This is a genomic window from Pseudovibrio sp. Ad13 (assembly GCF_001623225.1).
GTDB lineage: Bacteria > Pseudomonadota > Alphaproteobacteria > Rhizobiales > Stappiaceae > Pseudovibrio.
This window is the reverse complement of the sequence record NZ_LMCC01000013.1, coordinates 157,106-176,023: the sequence shown is the minus strand read 5'-3', so window position 1 is coordinate 176,023 and position 18,918 is coordinate 157,106. Positions and strand designations below refer to the sequence as shown.

8 protein-coding genes are annotated in these 18,918 nt (G+C 49.4%); 5 read left to right on the top strand and 3 right to left on the bottom strand.

Features of this window, described 5'->3' with window-relative positions:
- Positions 1 to 10 precede the first annotated feature (10 nt).
- From icmH to PsAD13_RS14565, 5 genes are read left to right on the top strand one after another with little or no spacing between them, the layout of a single operon-like run.
- Positions 11 to 1,429 (top strand): type IVB secretion system protein IcmH/DotU, encoded by a 1,419-nt coding sequence (gene icmH, locus PsAD13_RS14585; RefSeq protein WP_063307289.1) that lies wholly within the window; start codon positions 11 to 13, stop codon positions 1,427 to 1,429.
- Positions 1,426 to 5,055, top strand: coding sequence for a type VI secretion system membrane subunit TssM (gene tssM / locus PsAD13_RS14580; protein WP_063291935.1), 3,630 nt, complete (start codon positions 1,426 to 1,428; stop codon positions 5,053 to 5,055). The genes icmH and tssM overlap by 4 nt, the downstream gene beginning before the upstream one ends.
- A gap of 50 nt (positions 5,056 to 5,105) precedes the next feature.
- Positions 5,106 to 7,844: a hypothetical protein gene (locus PsAD13_RS14575; protein ID WP_063291934.1), complete on the top strand. Its 2,739-nt coding sequence runs from the start codon at positions 5,106 to 5,108 to the stop codon at positions 7,842 to 7,844.
- A 45-nt stretch (positions 7,845 to 7,889) separates the two neighbouring features.
- Positions 7,890 to 11,141 (top strand): hypothetical protein, encoded by a 3,252-nt coding sequence (locus PsAD13_RS14570; RefSeq protein ID WP_063318608.1) that lies wholly within the window; start codon positions 7,890 to 7,892, stop codon positions 11,139 to 11,141.
- Between the two features lie 30 nt (positions 11,142 to 11,171).
- Complete coding sequence (locus PsAD13_RS14565) at positions 11,172 to 14,318, top strand: hypothetical protein (RefSeq protein ID WP_063318918.1); 3,147 nt, start codon at positions 11,172 to 11,174, stop codon at positions 14,316 to 14,318.
- Between the two features lie 79 nt (positions 14,319 to 14,397).
- On the opposite strand, the gene PsAD13_RS14560 is transcribed toward PsAD13_RS14565, so the two are convergent.
- The 3 genes from PsAD13_RS14560 to PsAD13_RS14550 form a co-directional block, all read right to left on the bottom strand.
- On the bottom strand, positions 14,398 to 15,486 hold the full coding sequence (locus PsAD13_RS14560; protein WP_063318607.1) for an endonuclease/exonuclease/phosphatase family protein: 1,089 nt from the start codon (positions 15,484 to 15,486) through the stop codon (positions 14,398 to 14,400).
- A 157-nt stretch (positions 15,487 to 15,643) separates the two neighbouring features.
- Positions 15,644 to 17,014 (bottom strand): L-serine ammonia-lyase, encoded by a 1,371-nt coding sequence (locus PsAD13_RS14555; RefSeq protein WP_063291931.1) that lies wholly within the window; start codon positions 17,012 to 17,014, stop codon positions 15,644 to 15,646.
- Positions 17,015 to 17,084: 70 nt separating this feature from the next.
- On the bottom strand, positions 17,085 to 18,362 hold the full coding sequence (locus PsAD13_RS14550; RefSeq protein ID WP_057465273.1) for an aromatic amino acid transport family protein: 1,278 nt from the start codon (positions 18,360 to 18,362) through the stop codon (positions 17,085 to 17,087).
- Between the last annotated feature and the right edge of the window lie 556 nt (positions 18,363 to 18,918).

Genomic DNA, 18,918 nt, shown 5'->3' with positions numbered 1-18,918 from the left:
AGTTGAGATTATGGCAAAGAAGGATTTCACTGCCCTTTCGGTGGACTCAGTCGACACTGTCATCTCGACTGATGCACCCAATCCTGATCATCCTGACGCAGGTAGTACCAACCTTCCGGCGCAAACGCCTGCAGGCTATTGGTTCCTTGGCGCTGACGATATTCAATTTGTCCCACTTGGGAATAATCCTCTTATCAAAGCAGCCTCCAGTTTGTTGGCCTTAGCTGCCCGCTTGCGAAATCACGCTCAGCATCGTGATGTGAATGCCCTGCGCTCTCATGTTATTTCTGAGATCCGCTCTTTCGAACACAACGCTATGCTAAACGGTCTTTCTTCTAAGACCATTCGCATTGCCAGATATGTGGTCTGTGCAACCCTTGATGACATAATTCTCAATACTCCGTGGGGTAGTCGCAGCATTTGGGCAACGCAAAGCCTTGTCAGTAACTTCCACAAGGACGTGTCCGGTGGCGATCGATTTTATGATCTATTGAGGAAGACGCAGGCCAACCCAAGTCGTGACAAAGATCTTCTGGAATTATTGTATCTTTGTATTTCTTTGGGGTTTGAAGGTCGCTTGCGGATCATGCCGCAAGGCAGCAATACGATGTCGCGCCTGCGTTATGGCATATCACGCCTCATTCGCTCGCTGCGAGGAGATCAGGAAACTGATCTATCACCTCACTGGAGAGGTGTTGAAGATGCGTATCGACCTTTAAAGTGGTCTATTCCTGTATGGGGTATCTTCTTTGGAGCAGCACTCCTCGCCCTGCTGATTTATGCTGTGCTTGCGCTTTGGCTTGGAGAGAAAAGTGAGCGCATTGCGTTCCAGTATGAGTCTTTAATCAACACAAGCCCAATTGATCTGACTCACCAACCTGCTCCGCCACGAGCAGCTCTACCGAACTTGCCACAACAACAGGCAGCACCTGGAACACCTTCCTCACCTCAAGTCGTTCGTAACAGCACGTTGCCTGCTTATCTGCAAGTTAGCAGGTTCCTTGCTCCTGAGATCCGGCAAGGTCTTGTCGTCGTGATGGATGTGCAAGGCAACGTGGTGATACGCCTGACAGGTTCTGGCATGTTTGCAACTGCTAGAGATACGCTCACTGCCCGCTTTATTCCAGTCGTCAATCGTGTCGCTGAAGCGGTGAACACGCAGCCTGGTACCATCAATGTAGTTGGCTTTTCAGACAATATTCCAATTCGAAATGCCCGTTATCCGAACAATGTTGCACTTTCCAAGGCGCGTGCTCAAACAGTTGCAGATCTCATCAAGGTCAGACTGACAGACAGGACACGTGTCAAAGCCATCGGCAGAGGATCAGCTGATCCAATTGCGACCAATGCAACAGCTGAAGGGCGTGCTCAGAACAGGCGCATTGATATTACGCTTATTCCGCCTTCTGGCCAGGGAGGCCAGCAATGAAGAAACTCAAACGCTTTTTCCCCTTTTGGTTTGTTACGCTCCTCATCACACTAATATTGTGTGCGGTCATCTGGATTTATGGCCCAAGTCTATCGATCTTCGGCGCAAAACCTTTTGCGATGGCTGTCGTTCGTATGCTGATCGTCATGGGCCTTTTGATGATCTGGGCCGCGATCAATATTGGACGCCTTTCCCGGCGAGCAAGAGAAGCAGAAGCCAAGAACGAAGAAGAAGAGGAAGAAGAAGAGCCTGAAGTCGATCCTGAAGAGCTGGCGAAGAATGAAGCAGCGCTGGTCTCTGGCAAGGTTGAGAAGAGTCTGAACATTCTCAAAACGGCAAGTGTCGATGGTAAACTAGGCCGTAAGGTGATCTATCAGCTGCCCTGGTATCTGATGATTGGGCCAGAGGAATCTGGCAAGACCACTGCTCTTTTACGTTCTGGAATGAAGTTTCCACTGGCTCACAAACTGGGCCAGAAAGTGGATGCAGCGACGATTGAGCCCACTGCAGAATGCGAATACTGGTTCAGCAACAACGCGATCATCGTTGACAGCGCTGGCCGTTATACCATGCAGGACCAAGATGAGGTCATCGATGCTTCTGGCTGGAACACACTGCTTTCATTGATTAAGAAAAACCGCCGCCGTCAGCCGCTGAACGGCATGATCATTGCGATCAATCTTGCAAAGCTCGCAACAATGCGTTCGGATCAGCGTCTGGATATGGCGCGGACGGTCAAACAACGCTTCAAGGAAGCTGAGAAGCAACTGGGCCTTCGCTTTCCCATCTACGTGATGTTCACTAAGCTTGATTTGATCGCCGGTTTTGCCGACTACTTCCAAGTCCTTGGCAGAGATGAGCGACACCAAGCCTGGGGTATGACTTTCCCCGTTGATGACGGCAAATCCTCCGAGAATGCGATCAGTCATTTCGATGAGGAATATGAGTTGCTCATGGAGCAGCTCAACTCGCGCGTCTACGACTACCTGAATAAAGAAACGGACATACAGCACAGAAGTCTGATCTTCAGCTTCCCGCAACAAATGGCCTCGCTGCGAACCGTGCTGAATGATTTCCTGACCGAGATGTTCCGTCCTAATCGTTATGAGGACCGCAGCTTTTTGCGTGGGGTTTATTTCACCTCTGCCACCCAGGAAGGTCAACCTGTTGACTTGCTTGCAGGTTCGATTGCGCATGCCTATGGGATTGGCCGACAGGCACTTCCCTCTGCTCCCTACGAGAAACACGCGTATTTTCTGGAGCGCTTGTTCTTTGACCTGATTTTTGGCGAAGGCAACCTTGCGGGCGAGAGCAAGCAAGTGATGCGCAAACAGAAGATCCGCAAGCGCCTCTCTTTTGCTGCTTGTGTGATCGTTCTTGCATTTTTAACAACGGTTTGGGTCATCAGCTATGAGATGAACCAGGAAAACATCATCAACCGCGCCCAAGCTGACTTGAAAGAATACCCCAAATTTGCTGACCGAATTGATGCTGTGCGCGTCAATGATGCCAACTACCTATCTGTGTTGCCGTTGCTGAACTACCTTCGAGACCTGCCAGGCGGCTTTGCGGATCAGCAGGAGAAACCACCTCAAAATGAACGTTGGGGCCTTAACCAGATTCCGAATGTTTCAGAGGATGCGGATGCGCTTTATCACAACGGACTGGAGCGCTATTTGCGACCACGCATGATGCTCCGCCTTGAGCAGCAAATGGTCGCAAACATAGACAATCCAGAATTCCTGTTTGAAGCCTTGCGGATTTATCTGGAACTGGCGGATAAAGGTCCCCTGGAACCGGAGGTTATTCAGCGTTGGGAAGAAACTGATTGGCAGTCCCTTTACAGTGACCCTCGACAAGTAACAGAGCGCGACCAACTTTCAAATCATCTTGCAGCGTTGCTGGACCAGCCCTTTAAGGTGCGAATTGATGTGAATACAGAGTTGGTTAGTCAGGTTCGAGAGATTCTGAATGCAACTCCAATCGCGGAGCTGGCTTATTCCTTTATCAAAGCAGGACAAGCCGCTCAAAGTCTTCCGGAGTGGCGTCCTGACGAAGCTGCAGGATCTGCTGTAACTCGCGTCTTCACACGATCTTCAGGCAAACCTTTGAGCGAAGGTATTCCTGGCCTTTACACTTATGAAGGTTTCCGTGGTGTGTTCCTTCCTCAGTTGGTTGATAGCATTCAGAGTTTCGTTCGAGAAAGCTGGGTGCTGGGTCCAAACGGTCAGTTGGAAAACAAGGAAGAGACTGTCACCCGTATCGAACGTGGCGTTTTAGGGCTTTATCTGGATGACTACGCGCGCATGTGGGATGCGATGCTGGCTGACCTGCGCATTGTGAAGTTCACAAGCCTGTCGCAGGCGACAGATGTCATTAACACCGCTTCCGGGCCCAATTCACCTATCCGCAATCTTCTCGTCTCAGTGGCTGAGCAAACACAGCTTACTCGGACTGAAGCTCCATCCAGTGCTACCGGCGTTGCTCAGAACGTTGCAGGCGGAGCAGCTCGTATTGCGCAGGAAGAAGCCCGCGCGACCACCAACCTGAGACAGCAGCAGCTTGTTGAAGTGCTTGGTGAAGCTGTTCCGACGAGTGAAGGTGGCCCGAAACCGGTTCCACCGGGCACTTCTGTGCAGGCGCGCTTTGAGCCTCTTGATAGTTTCACGTTAGGGTCAGGGAGTGGCACCACTCCACTCGACGCTTTGTTGATGAAGGTCACTGATCTTTATCGTGAACTTAACCGGATTTTATTGGCTAACAACACTCAGCAAGACGCCCTAAGCTATATTCTTGGCGGCGGGAGTGATGCGGTTAAAACACTGAAAGATGAAGCACCTAACGTTCCTATGCCGCTGCAAAGCTGGATACTGGAAATGCTTCAGTTCTCCTCACAAGTTACCGTAAACGATGCTCAAAAAGCCATCAATGCAGCCTGGGATTCAGAGGTTTTACCTTTGTGCAGCAATGCTCTTTCTGGCCGCTATCCGGTGGCAAATGGTCAGCAAGCTTCGGTGATGCTGGACGACTTTTCGACCCTGTTCAAACCGGGTGGCAAGATTGAAGCGTTTTTCAATACCAACATCAAATCATTCGTCGATACCTCCTCCACACCGTGGAAATGGAGAGAGAGCGACAACGCCAAGATTGATGTCTCAAAAGACAACCTTGAAGTCTTCGAAAAAGCTAACAATATTCGCAACGCATATTTCGCAAATGGGGGGGATAAACCATCTGTTGCATTCACGATGACACCCTTGGATCTGGACGTCGGATCAACCAGAGTTGCCCTCACCGTGGATGGGACAACAGTGAGCTATGCGCATGGTCCAACACGCCCGATTGAGTTGAATTGGCCTGGCGAAGGTGTACCAGCTGCAAGTCTCGCATTTTTCCCTGCGATTGCCGGAGAATCGAACTCCATCAATCTCAGCGGACCATGGTCCCTCTTTCGTTTATTGGAAAAGGCAAGCGTGACAAAAACTGAGCTACCCGATCAATACAAGGTGAGATTTACGCTTGGAAATCGATTTGCCACCTTCAACCTCATGGCCAACAGCGTGAACAATCCATTCTCAGCCAGGCTGCTTCAGAATTTCACCTGTCCTAAGGAGCTCAATACATAAAATACAGGTTTAGTGGTTCTCGATAATAATAAAACCAATTGGAGCCTCGAATGTCTGACGATCAACTAACGCCCCAACAACTTGAGTGGGTGAAATCAGTTTATAGAGCACTCGGCTGGGCCTTTAAGGAACAGGATGAGGCTGAGCGTGAGACAGCCGCAGCAATCAAAGAAAAAGAAGAGAAAGAGATTGCACAGGCGACAGCTAAGACAAAAGCTGAAGACGACAAAAAAGTTGAAGCGGCTGTTACAGAAGCAACTGCTGAGCGCATAAAAGCAGAGAGTGATGAAAAGCTCAAAGATGTCACCGCGCAACTCTCTGAGTTAAAAGCCGACGTTAAAGACCATTTTGTTCATGAGAATGAAGACACCGATGCAGATGCTCTGGCAGCGCTTGCAAGCCAGAGTAAGCAGCTTCTGGAACGTCTCAACTCTATTTATGGACATAAAAAAGATTTTGAAAATTATCCAAGCGAAGCAATTGCTTTTGACAAAAGCTATGAAAATGCGAAAGCGCTCATTCAAACCGCTGCTTTGGAGATCAAAACCAAAGATACGGATGGTGCACATAACAGCCTAATAGATGCCGAATCCACCGTTGATGATATGCAGACGCTTTGGCAAGGCGTTGTAGCCGCGGCCAAGAGCAAACCAGCAGAACCTCCTGTTCCGGCTGAGTTGAAGCCATATGTCATGGAAGTTGGTCAGGGTATCAAATCGATGACCGGTATTGGATTTTCCGGACCAGCAACACGCCTTGGAAAAACCTTGAAGGACGTCAGAGCAGCGAAGGTGCCCAAAGACGATCCTGCCTGGGAAATCCTGCTTTATGAGAATGAGATGGCCATGGCTGCGGTTGGGGAGTTTGATCAGCTCAAGAACCATATTCAAAAGCTGGCGACAAGTTTGCGCAACTCCGGTGTTGCGGACGCTGCTGGCGACATTGAAACCACACTTGATAATTACATGTCGGACGCCTCAAGAACGGTCCCGACCATTCGCAGTTTGCTTAGTTCTCTCAAGGCCTCCGCAGCACACAAGAACAGCATGAGAAAAGAAGCGCGATGGGATGCGGCGCAACTTGGTGAGCGTACAGAGCGCTTCCGCGATGATTTGAAGAAACTGGTCCTTTACGACAAGCAGGGAAATCTGGTCACCAAACCTGATGAACGTCGTGCGATCAAGCGTGCGGGAGATGTCCCTGGCTTGAATCAGGACGTGATGATCCAAATTCCACGTCGCCCCAAAGATGCGAAGGAAATTCCGCGCAAAACCATCGACAGTCTTCTTCAAACATTTGACTTTCTTGATGAGTTGAAAGCATCCGGTGTGACAGGTGTGGAAGATATAGCTGTTGAGGAGTTCCTGAAAGCTGAAGCCATCCTTTCCGGCATTCAGAAGGATCCCGGTGCCTATAAAAAGCTGACTAAAAACCTAGATAAGCTACGCGAGAAAATCGACAAGATCTCGAAAGGCAAGGAAGGTGCTTATTACATCGAAGAACGGTTGCGCCTCACGGATGACATCGATGAACTGGAAGAAGAAGCCCTCTCCATGAACATCGAAAAAGCGCTGGCTTCATGCACTGAAATGGAGGCCAAGCAATTACACCCACTCGAAGAAGGTGTTCGTAAGGCCGTCAAAAACCGAGAGTTGTTCGACACCAAAGTTAAGATCATCGAGAACCAGTTTACAGAGATCCCAAAACTGCTCGCACAAATGGGGAAAGCAGATCCCAGCCTTGCCAAGATGGTTGGTTCTCTATTCGCGCCAGATGAGATCAAGCAATATCATGGTGATCTGGATGTCTTTTTCGATCAAGCGAAAGACCTTGCCTACAACGCAACCACAAATGACGAACTGGCTCATTCACTTGATCTGGCGAACCGCCTGATCTTCCGCGTTGACCGTTTTGTCCACGAACTGGAAGGCCAGTTGAGCCATCTTCACAAGCTTGCTGAGATGGAGAAGAGAGGCGAGAAAATCACAGATGCAGATCGCTTCAGTAAGGCAGAGCTGAAGTACTTCAAAAAACTGGAAGTCGATTACAAGAAGGGTGTTGCCCGACAGAAAGATCAGAAGGAAGCTAAGAACGCCTTCCTCACCAAATCCGGCCCGCTTAAAGATGAGCTGGATATGATGACGTCGAAAGATATCTCCATCAAGCGTATCCTTGCTTACTACAAGGGTGTTGATCGCGTTGACCCCAGCAAGTTTGATACATCTCGTTTGAAAGAACTTCGCATGGAAATCGCGGAGCTGGAAGATCAGTCTGACGCTTCTCATACGCACAAAGAAAACCTTGCTAAACTGAAAGAGCTGGAAGGTGCTCTGGATGCAATGCGTGGTGAAATTACGGGCTTCAGAGAGGACATTGCGAGAGACATCTCAACGTTTTCTGATAAATGCATCGCACGCCTGATCAAAGCCAAGCAGTATATCGACAGCTCTTTTGTCAATGCAGTGAAAGACAAGCAGGATGCCGGTGAAGAAGCGGTGGATGTCGCTGCTTTGCGAAAGTTCTCGTCGTGCATTTCTCAACCGTTGGCCCTTGCAGAGTTGCCAAAGCAAGTTGCAGCTATTGCTGACAAATCAAAAGACCTGAAAGAGCGCAAGAAAGCCCGCGAAAATGCCCTAAGGCAAGTGCGGCCACTGATTGCGCAACTGGACAACAGTCAGGCTATTCAGCTCTATATGCGACACCCCTTCAGCGATCTGCCGAATGATCTGAACATACTGCGTCCTGAGCTGATTCAGCTGGAAGTGAAGCTGCTCTCTCTTGGTGGCTAAGATACAACAAGAAGGATCGAAAACGATCCCACACTGGAGTTTATCATGACGTTAACTCCGTCTCAAATTGACTGGCTCTCACAGGCTCAAGGCGGCGTGGAGAACTTCGAATCTGATAGTGAAAACGAAGAGAAGAAATCTGCAGAACTGACCAATATTTTAGCTAAATTGGATGCAGATAAGTCGGTTATTCACCAAGCTCAGGATTTTCAAATTGAGCTCGCCCGAAGTCCAAATGTTTTTAAGCGCAAGCTGCAAAAAAGCAAAATGGACTTTATGACCGGTGATATGAAAACCGAGGTAGATTCCTACGCGGACGTGACTTCTGAAACGCCTCTCATTCAATCTGAAAATGTTGATGCGCTCAATGCCGCTTTCGGCAAAATCCTCGAGCGGCAGGCAGAAATGATTGCGGCGAAGAAGAAGGATGGGAAGACACGGCTTTTCAGTGATGCAGATATCACCCGGGAACTTTGGACTCCGCTGGTTCGCGAAGGGATCATTCCCTCCAACATTGTGCCGGATAAATACAGTCAATTTGTGCAGATGTTCCAGGGTGCCTCTGAGATCTATGAGGGAAAGCTGGAGCAACATAGTGAAACGGCTTCAAAGTATGAGAACACGCTTGAAGCCATTGGGTTTGCCCGTGATGTCGTCTCACTGGCCGGAAGTCTTGGCAGTAGCGCACTGACCATTGCCAACTTTGAAGACCAATCTCGTTCACTAGCAGAAAAACGCGAAATTGCAGCCAAACGTCAGGTTCTGAAGGGGAAGCAGGGTCAGATTGCCGGAGACCTTCGGACTGAGTTCAAAATGGGTGCAAACACTTCGGATGCAGAGGTGCTGGAAGAAGCTGCCCGACGTGGTGAATATAGTTGCGAGATCAAAAGCTACCAGAATGTAGAAGCAGCCCAATCACAGCTCGTTGAGCAGCTAATGGGGCAAAACAAGCTTTTCGAAGAGGAAAAAGCTTTACTGACGATGTCCACGTCGTTGCTGGATGGCGGTCTTGCCATGGCAGAAAAAGGTATCCAGTTTTCGGAGAGACAAAAGAACGCAAGAAACACACTCGCCTTTGCCCAAGACGCTGCTGATATCGTTGCTGGCCAACTTAAGCTTGCATTGGAAGCAACAGGCAAAACCTACGAGCAAGAAGAGCACCAAACCACAGACCAGATAGAGTTTGAAGGCGCTGCAGATAAGGATACGCTCCAGAATATTTCTTATGCCGCAGGTGCTGTGAGTGTCGCTATTGAAGCCAACCAAGTTGCGCGGAAGATTGCCTTAGCAACGCAAGCAAAAACGAACAAAGAGCGAGAGAATGCAGTTTTGCAAATTGCCGGCTCTATCGCAGACTCCCTTGCTGAGGCTTTTTTTGCAGCAGGTGACGTTCAAGGCCATGTCGATACGGGTAAACAAGATTCTGCACTGACTCTCAAGGATGAAAGCAAAGCATATGCCTACGGTGATCCTGGGCCTGGTCCTGGAAATGAGAATGACCAGACCGAACTGATTGGTGTTTCAATCAAGGCTTTTTTTGTCTTAGGTGTCAACACCGGCACTGCTGTTAAAGCGCTCAAAGATAAGGATTACAAAGCCTTTTCTGAATCCCTTGTTCTAGGTTTAATGCAGCTAGCTTCTTCTGCTACCACGGGCCCCCTTGCCGCAATGGCCAAGCCTGATCTTCCTCTCAACACTGATGAGGAAAAGGAAGAACTTAGTGAGCTCTCAGCCCGCGAACTTATGGATCGGAAGCTGGAACGATCTGGTTGTACGTTTAAACGAACGGAGCGCGAGGCGTTTCTTGATGGTTTTCAAGATCCACAATACTTGCACAAAATCACGAATAATATGCGTGAAATGCAAGATGCCTTCCGTGAGGCAAATGACAAGAAGAAGATGGATGCTGAAACGGTAAAGCGAACGAATGCTGCCATTCAGAAGATGGAAGCGAAGAAATCCTGGGACGCACTTGCCGATTTTAAGAAGAAACAGTCCAACAAGAAAGAACGCGAAGAGTTTATGGAAAAGCTCGAAGCGGATGTGGAAGCAGAAACAAAAGCGCTGAAAAACCTGATCGAGGAGGCTTCCCCTCCTCCTGATCCTGAAGACACGAAGGCTCTTCAGAAATCAATGGAAGCGGTCGAAAGACTGATTGCTGACATCAAAGCCTCTGAAATGAAATACAAGCTGATTGAAAAGATTGCCAAGGGTGGTGTTCAGGTTCTGGTGCGTGTTGTTCCGGCAACGGGCATGGTTGAGGCTTGCAGAAAACTTGCCTTTGACGCAGTTGCTCTTGGTAAGAAAGCAGCTGAAGTTGAAAAGTGGCGCAGAAACGTGAAAATGGCTCAAACCGCCAATTCGCCCTATTACCACGCTTGTAAGGAGCGCCATACACAGGCCGCGGTTCAAGTCAGTCAGAAGACAATCAATACCTTCCTATCTATCATTGGCGTGGCTACAGAGGCCACGCGTCTGGCCGATTCAACGCAAGCCTCTACGGGGCTTTCTCTTGCAAAGAACATGGGTCAGGCGCTCTCTGATTTTGGCTATAAAACTTACGGACGCGCTAAGGTCGTTTTTGGATGGCGGAAGTATCTTGATGCCCGCAAAAGTCCAGAGAACCGCAAGAAGGCCCGCGAGGCCATTGCTTGGAACTCGACACTTGCCAAGTGTGTGCTTGCCTACGGCATTGTTGAAGAACGGGACCCGATCGCACAGCAAGTTGGACGCAACTGCGGTTTGACACCCGAGGTCTTGGTATCAAACAGTGATGTTTGTGCTGCGGTTGTGCGGTATTTTGAGACGCTTTACAGTGAAGATCCTGTCGTCTTGCGGCGTGTTCCGAAGGTTGCAAACTGGCACCCTGGAACACCGGATCTGACACTCAAGAGTTGGTTCAGCTTTAAACGTGCAGCGACCAAGAAAGCCTATCCTTTGATGGCTAAGGAAAGCTGTAAGACGCCAGCTATCGAGCAAGCTTTGAAGGCACTGCACACCTTGTGTGGTGGAGATCCGTTCAACTACCCTTCTGTTCGGGATGACATGATTTCCGAAGATAACTGGCAGGAAAAGATCCTGACCTATGCTCAGGATGTTCAAAAGCATCTTGAGACTCTTGAACTGGAGTTCAAGGGATATCGCCCAGTCACTGCTGAACCAAAAGACAAGAAGACACAGGCTTGGACGGGTGGCCGATTACATACCGAAATGATGGAAGTCGCGGATTCTTTACGAGCACAAGCAACGTTGATCCTCCGCGATGCCAGAGCAGATGTGAAGACTTATAGTTCTTAACCCGTTCTCCTGAACACGTTGGAGTTTGTCATGCCCCTTACCGGAAAACAGCTCGATTGGCTCAAAACAGCGCAACAAGGCGCCGGCAATTTTGAACAAAATGCCGAACGTGTTGCAGCCAAAGCTGGACGATTGAATGACATTATGACCAAGCTGGATGGAGACAAAGAAACCATTCGCGAGGCACAGAACTTTGAAGTAACGCTGGCGCGGAATGAAAAATGGTTCAAGCTCCCCGGCTCGGGTACTAAAATGCCCTGGATGACCGGGGATATGCAGACAGAGATTGACACCCGCGCTGATATTCGTGCCGATAGCGGGGCAATTAATGCTGAGACTTTGAAGAAGCTCAACGCTTCCTTTGAACGCATTTTGGCACGACAAGCCGAGATGATTGCGGCCAAAGATAAAGATGGCAACGAGATGTTTTCTGAAGAGGACATCACACGCGAACTCTGGACTCCGCTGGTTCGTGAAGGGATCATTCCATCAAACCTGGTCCCTTCCCGCTACAGCCAGTTTGAGAAGATGTTCAAGGGTGGTGCAAAAATCTATGAGCAAAAGCTTGATGAACATAGCGAAACCGCTTCCAAACACGAAAATACATTAGAAGCCATTGGTTTTGCGCGTGATGTCGTGACGCTTGCCTCATCTATCGGATCCAATGCAATCACTCTGGCCAATCTGAATACAGTTGCGGGTGATGCGCCTGACAAAGACCAGATTTCTGCCAAACAGGATGTCCTGAACAACCAGAAAGGCCAGGTAACAGGCGATTTGCGCAAGTCGCTTGGAATGGATGCGAATGCAAGCTCAGAGGATGTCATCAAAGCAGCAAAAGATGCCGGGAAGTATGGAGATCAGCTTCAGAAGGTAACCAATATTGATTCAGCTTTAAACTCGCTGGGAGAAAATCTCTCAAAGGACGCCAATTGGGTGGCTGAACAGCGTGCGTTGTTTACTGCAACGACTACATTGCTCGACACCGGTCTTGCAGCTGCGGAAAAAGGTATTGTCTTTTCAGAGCAGAAAGGCAAAACAGCCGCAGATAAGCTGAGCTTTGCGAACGAAGCTGGCGAGATGATTGGTGAAGAGATCAAAAAGGTTCTCTCTGCTGGCGCTGCTTTTGACAAATCCGCGTCTGACCGCAAAGGCGAGGATGACCACGGCAATATCTTTGAAGGTGTTTCTGGCCTGATTGATGTTGCTATGGCTGGCGGGCGCGTTTCAGAGAAAATTTTGCAGGCTACACAAGCTCCTGACAAAGACGCCAAGCAAGAAGCGGTGATGTCCATCATCGGAACCCTGGCAGATTCCCTCTCCACGGCAATTTCGTCAGGCTCGCAGTTGAGCGGTACGGAATCCACCACTCCCGAGATTGTTGGTGAAGCGCTTAAAGCTGCAATGATTGCAACGACTGATGCCGGTACAGCGACAAAAGCGTTGATTGATGGCGACTATCAAGCCTTTGCAGAAGCCCTCACAGGAGGCCTGGCAAACCTCGCCAGTGCTACTGGTTCTGATGCCATTGGTGATGCCATCACGAGCAAGATTCAGCCAGATCAAGGTGAGTTGACAGAAGAAGGCGAAGCTGAGACTGAAGGCCTGACACCGCAGCAAATTCTTGAGAAAAAGCTGAAACTTGCTGGTCCAAGCGCGGGTGTCCAGAGCGTTGAGAAGAGCATGGAGCTTCTTTCTGACGAAGACATCATGGCAAATGTCAACGCTTTGCTGACCGGCGGTCTCGATAAGTTCAAGAAGCCAGGCCGCGATGAAAAAGACGCTGAGATCGTCAAGAAGAATACAGCAGCTGCGCTGAAAAAGATCGAAGAAGAAAAAACAGGCAATGCACTTGCTAGTCTGAAGGAAAAGCTTGCTGATCCTAAAGAGCGCAAGGCTTACATGGACGAAATCGAGAAGCGCGCAGACGAGGAGCACAAAGCTCTGCAAGATCTTATTGCAGAAGCTTCCTCACCTGATGATCCGAATGATGAAAAGGCCGTTGAGAAATCTTTGAAGGCCATCGACACTCTGCTTGCTGATATCAAAGCCTCTCAAATGAAGATCAAGATGATCGAGACCATTGCGAGTGGTGGTGTGAAGGCTGTCACAACGATCTTCCCAGCAACAGGCCTTGCAGAAGCGATCAGAAAATTGACCATGGATGCAATCGCATTGGCGAAGAAATCTGCTGAGGTCGAGAAATGGCGCAAGAACGTCAACATGGCTGAAGCAAGTAACTCGGTCTATTATCATGCCATCAAAGAGCGACATACACAGGCCGCTATTCAGGTGAGCCAGAAGACGCTGAACACCTTCTTCTCCGTTGTTGGTGTTGCCGCTGAAATTGCACGCTTGGCTGATGCAACACAGGCTTCTGCCGGCATCTCGGCAGGTATGAACATGGGCCGTGCGCTATCTGATTTCGGTTATAAAACCTATGGCCGCGCGAAGATTATTTATGGCTGGAAGAAGTATCAAGAAGCGCGGATGGACCCTGCAAACCGTAAAGCGGCACGTGCTGCGATTGCAGGCAATTCCACGCTTGCCAAGTGTGTGCTCGCCTACGGAATTGTGGAGGAAAAAGACCCCATTGCCCGCCAGGTTGGCCGGAACAGTGGTTTGACGCCGGAGGTGCTGGTTTCCAGCACAGATGTATGTTCTGCAGTTGTGCGGTACTTTGAGACGCTTTACAGCGATGATCCTGTTGTACTGCGCCGAGTGCCAAAGGTGGAGAACTGGCATCCTTGTACGCCTGATCTGACCCTGAAGTCCTGGTTCTTGTTCAAGAAGGCAGCTACCACGCGAGCCTATCCACGAATGGCCAGAGACAGTTGTCTGACACCAAACATTGATCGTTCCATCAAGGAGCTGCATAACCTTTGTAATGGCGATCCATTCAAGTACCCAGAGGTGCGGGATGAGCAACTGAGCAAACCGGATGGTATGAAAGCGGTGTTTGATTATGCCACACAGGTTGATACAGAGCTGGATAACCTGAAGAAGGCTTTGGATGCCTACTCTCCGGTGACAGACAAGCCGGAAAACCCCAAGATCGAGAAGTGGTCAGCAGGGCAACGTCATTCAGAGATGGAAGCCGTTGTTGATGCGATGTCAGCTCAAATTGAGCTCGTACACCGTGAAATCACGGCAGATCTGAAGCTCTATAAGACCTGATCCACCCCGTAACTTAAACAGCAAAGAACCGGCCTGAACTTTCAGGCCGGTTCTTTTTTTGCAGTGTTGTAAGCGGCTATCAGAAACGTTTCAGGAACCGCATCAGGACTGGCCAGTGATCGCTGGCGCCCTGATTATTGTCGGGATTAAAGCGCTTTGGGCGTACTCTGTTTCTTGCATCCTGTGCGTACTGGCTCGGGTGCGTGACAACTGTGTGGAAGCTGCCCAAATCAGCAAACCATGTACTGTTGCTGTCTTGATCGGGACGCAATGCACCAGAAACGAGGATCATATCCAGGAAGGACCAGCTCTGATCCTTATAGTAAAATGCGCTGCCCGGGGCTGCACAGCCGACAATCTCAGGCGGATAACTCCAGTTCCCTTCTCTCGCCAGGGCCTGAAACTCACCATTTTGAATGTCTGTGCAATTGAAATTGAAGTCGCCAGCAGCAACCACATTTGCGTCATCAGGAAGCTTTGCGCGCTCCTTGTTCAGTACTTCCATCGCATCTTTCCGGCATTGGTAGGCCGCGCCAGATGGAAAGTGAACACCAAAGACGTACATTGTTTCGCCGTCTGGCATCTCAAACTGAGCTTTCACAATATCCCGCGTTGGCTGGCAATCGTGGGGATTGTCGCCATCTTCGCCGAACACTTTAATTGTCTCTGGCTCCCCCTTAAGCGGCAAGCGCGAGATGATGCCAACATCGATACCGCGATTGTGCTCATTGTTGGAGGTGTCCAGCTGAATGACTGAGGTGTAGTCCAGACCGGCCAGTGCTTTATTGACCAGATCATCAAGCACCTTTTTGTTTTCTGTTTCAGGTAAAACCAGAATGTCCGGTGTTTCCGGGAAGGAACGAATGACAGCGCCCAGTGTCATCAATTTTTGCTTGTAGCTTTCCTCGCCCCAGTTCAGCTCAATGCATTGTTTGTAATAGTGAGAACCTTTATCATTATAGCTTTCACACGCGTCTTCATGATCCTTACCACGGGCTTCTTTTGCTTCTTTGGAAAGGTAGGTGTCATCTCGTGGATTGTTCTCATCATCAATGGTGTCGAAGAGATTTTGCACGTTGTAACTGACGATCGTGACAGGCTTGTCTTGAGCAAAGGCTGTCGGCATGGCCAATCCGATGATCGTTGCACCCAGTAGCAAGGATTTCATGGGTTTCTCCCTTTTTTCTTTTGGGAGTACCAAACATGGGTTAGTGGCCCGTTCCGAGTGTTCTTGCAGTTTTAAGTGTTTCCGCAAAATGGCTGAGCAAAACAAAAAAAGCTGACCTAAAGGCCAGCTTTCCTATCTTAAACACATTGGTTGCTGCTTACTCTGCTGCGACCGGCACCACTTTAAGCGCAAGACCACCCTGTGAGGTTTCTCTGTATTTTGCCAGCATATCCTTGCCGGTTTCGTACATGGTCGCGATGACTTTATCGAGAGAAACACATGGATCTGAGTTTCGGCGCATAGCCATACGTGTTGCGTTGATCGCTTTGACAGAGGCTATTGCGTTGCGCTCGATGCAAGGCACCTGAACCTGCCCGAGAACAGGGTCACATGTGAGGCCCAGATTGTGCTCCATACCGATTTCAGCTGCAATGCAGACCTGAGCCGGGCTCGCACCCAGCAGCTCTGCAAGGCCTGCTGCTGCCATGGAGCACGCAACACCAACCTCACCCTGACAGCCAACTTCTGCACCGGAGATGGATGCATTGGTCTTATACAGCGCTCCAATGGCGCCTGAGGCGAGGAAGAATTTTGTGTAGTGCTCAGGCTCAAGACGCTCAATAAACTTGTCATAGTACGCGAGAACCGCAGGAATGATACCTGCTGCACCGTTGGTTGGTGCTGTTACAACGCGGCCACCTGCTGCATTTTCTTCTGATATGGCCAGCGCGAACATGTTGACCCAGTCAACCGTCGCCATCGGGTCGTTGCTGCTGCGCTCTGTCGCCGTCAGCTGACGGCGTAGTGCTGCTGCACGGCGTGGGACTTTGAGCGGACCCGCCAGCAGACCTTCCGTGTTGCTGCCACGCTTTATGCCATCGCGCATCACATTCCAGATACGACCAAAGCTCTCACGCAGTTCTGTTTCACTGCGGAATGCTTTTTCGTTTTCCAGAACAAGCGCGGAAATGCTCATACCGTTTTGGCGGCAATGCTCCAGCAATTCTGAAGCGTATTTGTATGGATAAGGCACCGAAACTTCGTTTTCTGAAGCCTTACCGAAATTCTCTTCATCCACGATGAACCCACCGCCGATGGAATAGTAGGTTTTGGAGAAGATCTTTTCTCCACCTGCAAAGGCATGGATGGACATGCCGTTTTCATGCAACTCAAGTGCTGGACGATTAAATGTGATTGCATCATTCGGGAAGTCAACCACGTGGCAATGCATGCCAACCGGGAGGCGACCGGTTTGTTCTACGCGCTGAATGAACTCTGGAATGCTGTCAATATCAACGGTTTCCGGAGAGTTGCCACCAAGCCCCATAATAATTGCTGTGTCTGTGTGGTGGCCTTTGCCTGTCAGAGACAGAGAGCCGTATATGTCAACTGCAATACGCGTCACATCACGCAGTTTATCCTGAGCACGCAGGCTATCAATGAACTGCTTTGCCGCTTTCATAGGCCCGACTGTGTGGGAGCTGGATGGACCTACACCGATTTTGAAGATGTCAAAAACGCTGAACATAACGTGAACCTCAGTGGGAGAGAAAAACCGGTGTCCGAAGACACCGGTTTATTTTTGTTAGTTGGCCTTCTTAGAAGAGGCCTTTTACGATCGCAGAGATTGCGACAATGCCCATGATGGTGATGAAGATGTTGGACAGCGCACCGTCGTACTTCTTCATGCTTGGGACTTTTTTGATTGCGTACATTGGCATCAGGAACAGGATTGCTGCGATGAACGGAGCACCCAGGCCTTCAATCATGCCAAGAACGGATGGGTTGATGATTGCAACACCCCAGACGGAGAAGAAGAAGAATGCAACAAGCAGTGTGTTGAATTTCTTTTCGCCCAAGCCTTCAACAGCTTTTGGAGCAGCTTTCTTAGCAATGCCTGCAAGACCTTCTTTTGCGCCAAGGTAGTGACCGAAGAAGGAAGAGAAGATTGCAAGGAACGCAACCAGTGGGCCCATGAAGGAGATCAGCGGGCTGTCAAACACGTTTGCAAGGTAAGACAGGACTGGCAGGTTCTGCTGTTTTGCTTCCATCAGCTGTTCAGGTGTCAGTGCAAGAACGCAGCTGAATACGAAGAACATAACGAAGCCGAGGAGCATCACAGATGCGCGCTTCAGGATGATATCGGACTTTGCCACCGCATTATCGCCATGTGCTTCGCGCTGAGCCAGAGCCATGGAGGAGACGGCTGGGCTGTGGTTGAAGGAGAAGATAAGCATTGGAATGGTGAGGTACACCACTGTCAACAAAGTGCCGGTTTCTGGGATCATATCAAAGCTCATGGCTTCAAAAGACCAGGATGGGATCAGGTATACAGACATACCGAACAGGATGATCACCAGTGGGTACACCAGAAGCTCAGTTGCGACGAGCATCAGGCGGCGACCAAGGATCATTACGCCCATCATCATTGCAACGAGAATACCAGAGAGGAGCCAGCGTGGAACTGCAGGCATTGCCAGCTGGTTGACGATGAAGCTGTCGATGGTGTTGGTAATCGCGTTACCGTAGATCAACACGATTGGGTAAATCGCGAAGAAATAGAAGAAGGTAATCAGCAAGCCTGCTGCTTTACCAAAGTGTTCTTCAACCACGTCGGTGATGTCTGCATCTTTGTTCTTGGAGGAAAGAACAAAGCGAGCCAGTGCGCGGTGAGAGAAGTAGGTCATTGGACCTACGAGAGCTGCGATCAGGATCAGCGGCCAGAAGCCTTCAAGACCTGCACGGATTGGAAGAAACAGAACACCGGCACCGACGGCGGTACCGAACATGGACAAAGACCAAGTAAGATCTTCTTTTGTATATTTAACCGTTTCTTTCGGGGCGACTTCGACTTCGGTCGCATTGATGCTTGACATTTCTTTTATTTCCCCATGTGCCACTCATGTGCCCTAGGAGAATTTCCCAATCTCTCTAGGACGGGGACCTGATATACTTATGTTAAAATTTTAAGACCATACGTTTTAATACACATCCTGCGCGCCATAATAACGCAGCGATACTGAATACGACTTCAGTTTAATAGCGCGAGACCCTAGTGCACGTGCAACAATCTGCCGCGGCGCTGTAAATAATTATATTAAATAGGATTTTTCACCGAACTCCTATTAATCAGCTTTGGCTCTTCGTCAGACCTGCAGCTCACGCAATATACGCGCATTCTAATATATGCAGTCAACACACTGTTTCCCAAGCGTATATCACTGACCTAGAGGTACTTTGGCGTCATTTGAGTAATTCGCATAAGTAAAATTGCATTCAGGTGTATGCCTGAATCTAATGCGTTCACCTGTCCTCAAATGATGACAATATGCCCCTTGCACGCGCACTTTGTGCGCCTGGAAAAACACCGTATTTTCGCTAAGGCACACAAATGCATACATTAATTATAATCGGAGGAAAAATTTCAAATGC

Excerpts from the sequence above, each read along its gene's own strand:
- icmH (WP_063307289.1), top strand. The coding sequence starts at position 11 with ATGGCAAAGAAGGATTTCACTGCCCTTTCGGTGGACTCAGTCGACACT.
- PsAD13_RS14555 (WP_063291931.1), bottom strand. The coding sequence starts at position 17,014 with ATGTTCAGCGTTTTTGACATCTTCAAAATCGGTGTAGGTCCATCCAGC.
- PsAD13_RS14575 (WP_063291934.1), top strand. The coding sequence starts at position 5,106 with ATGTCTGACGATCAACTAACGCCCCAACAACTTGAGTGGGTGAAATCA.
- PsAD13_RS14550 (WP_057465273.1), bottom strand. The coding sequence starts at position 18,362 with ATGTCAAGCATCAATGCGACCGAAGTCGAAGTCGCCCCGAAAGAAACG.
- PsAD13_RS14560 (WP_063318607.1), bottom strand. The coding sequence starts at position 15,486 with ATGAAATCCTTGCTACTGGGTGCAACGATCATCGGATTGGCCATGCCG.
- PsAD13_RS14570 (WP_063318608.1), top strand. The coding sequence starts at position 7,890 with ATGACGTTAACTCCGTCTCAAATTGACTGGCTCTCACAGGCTCAAGGC.
- tssM (WP_063291935.1), top strand. The coding sequence starts at position 1,426 with ATGAAGAAACTCAAACGCTTTTTCCCCTTTTGGTTTGTTACGCTCCTC.
- PsAD13_RS14565 (WP_063318918.1), top strand. The coding sequence starts at position 11,172 with ATGCCCCTTACCGGAAAACAGCTCGATTGGCTCAAAACAGCGCAACAA.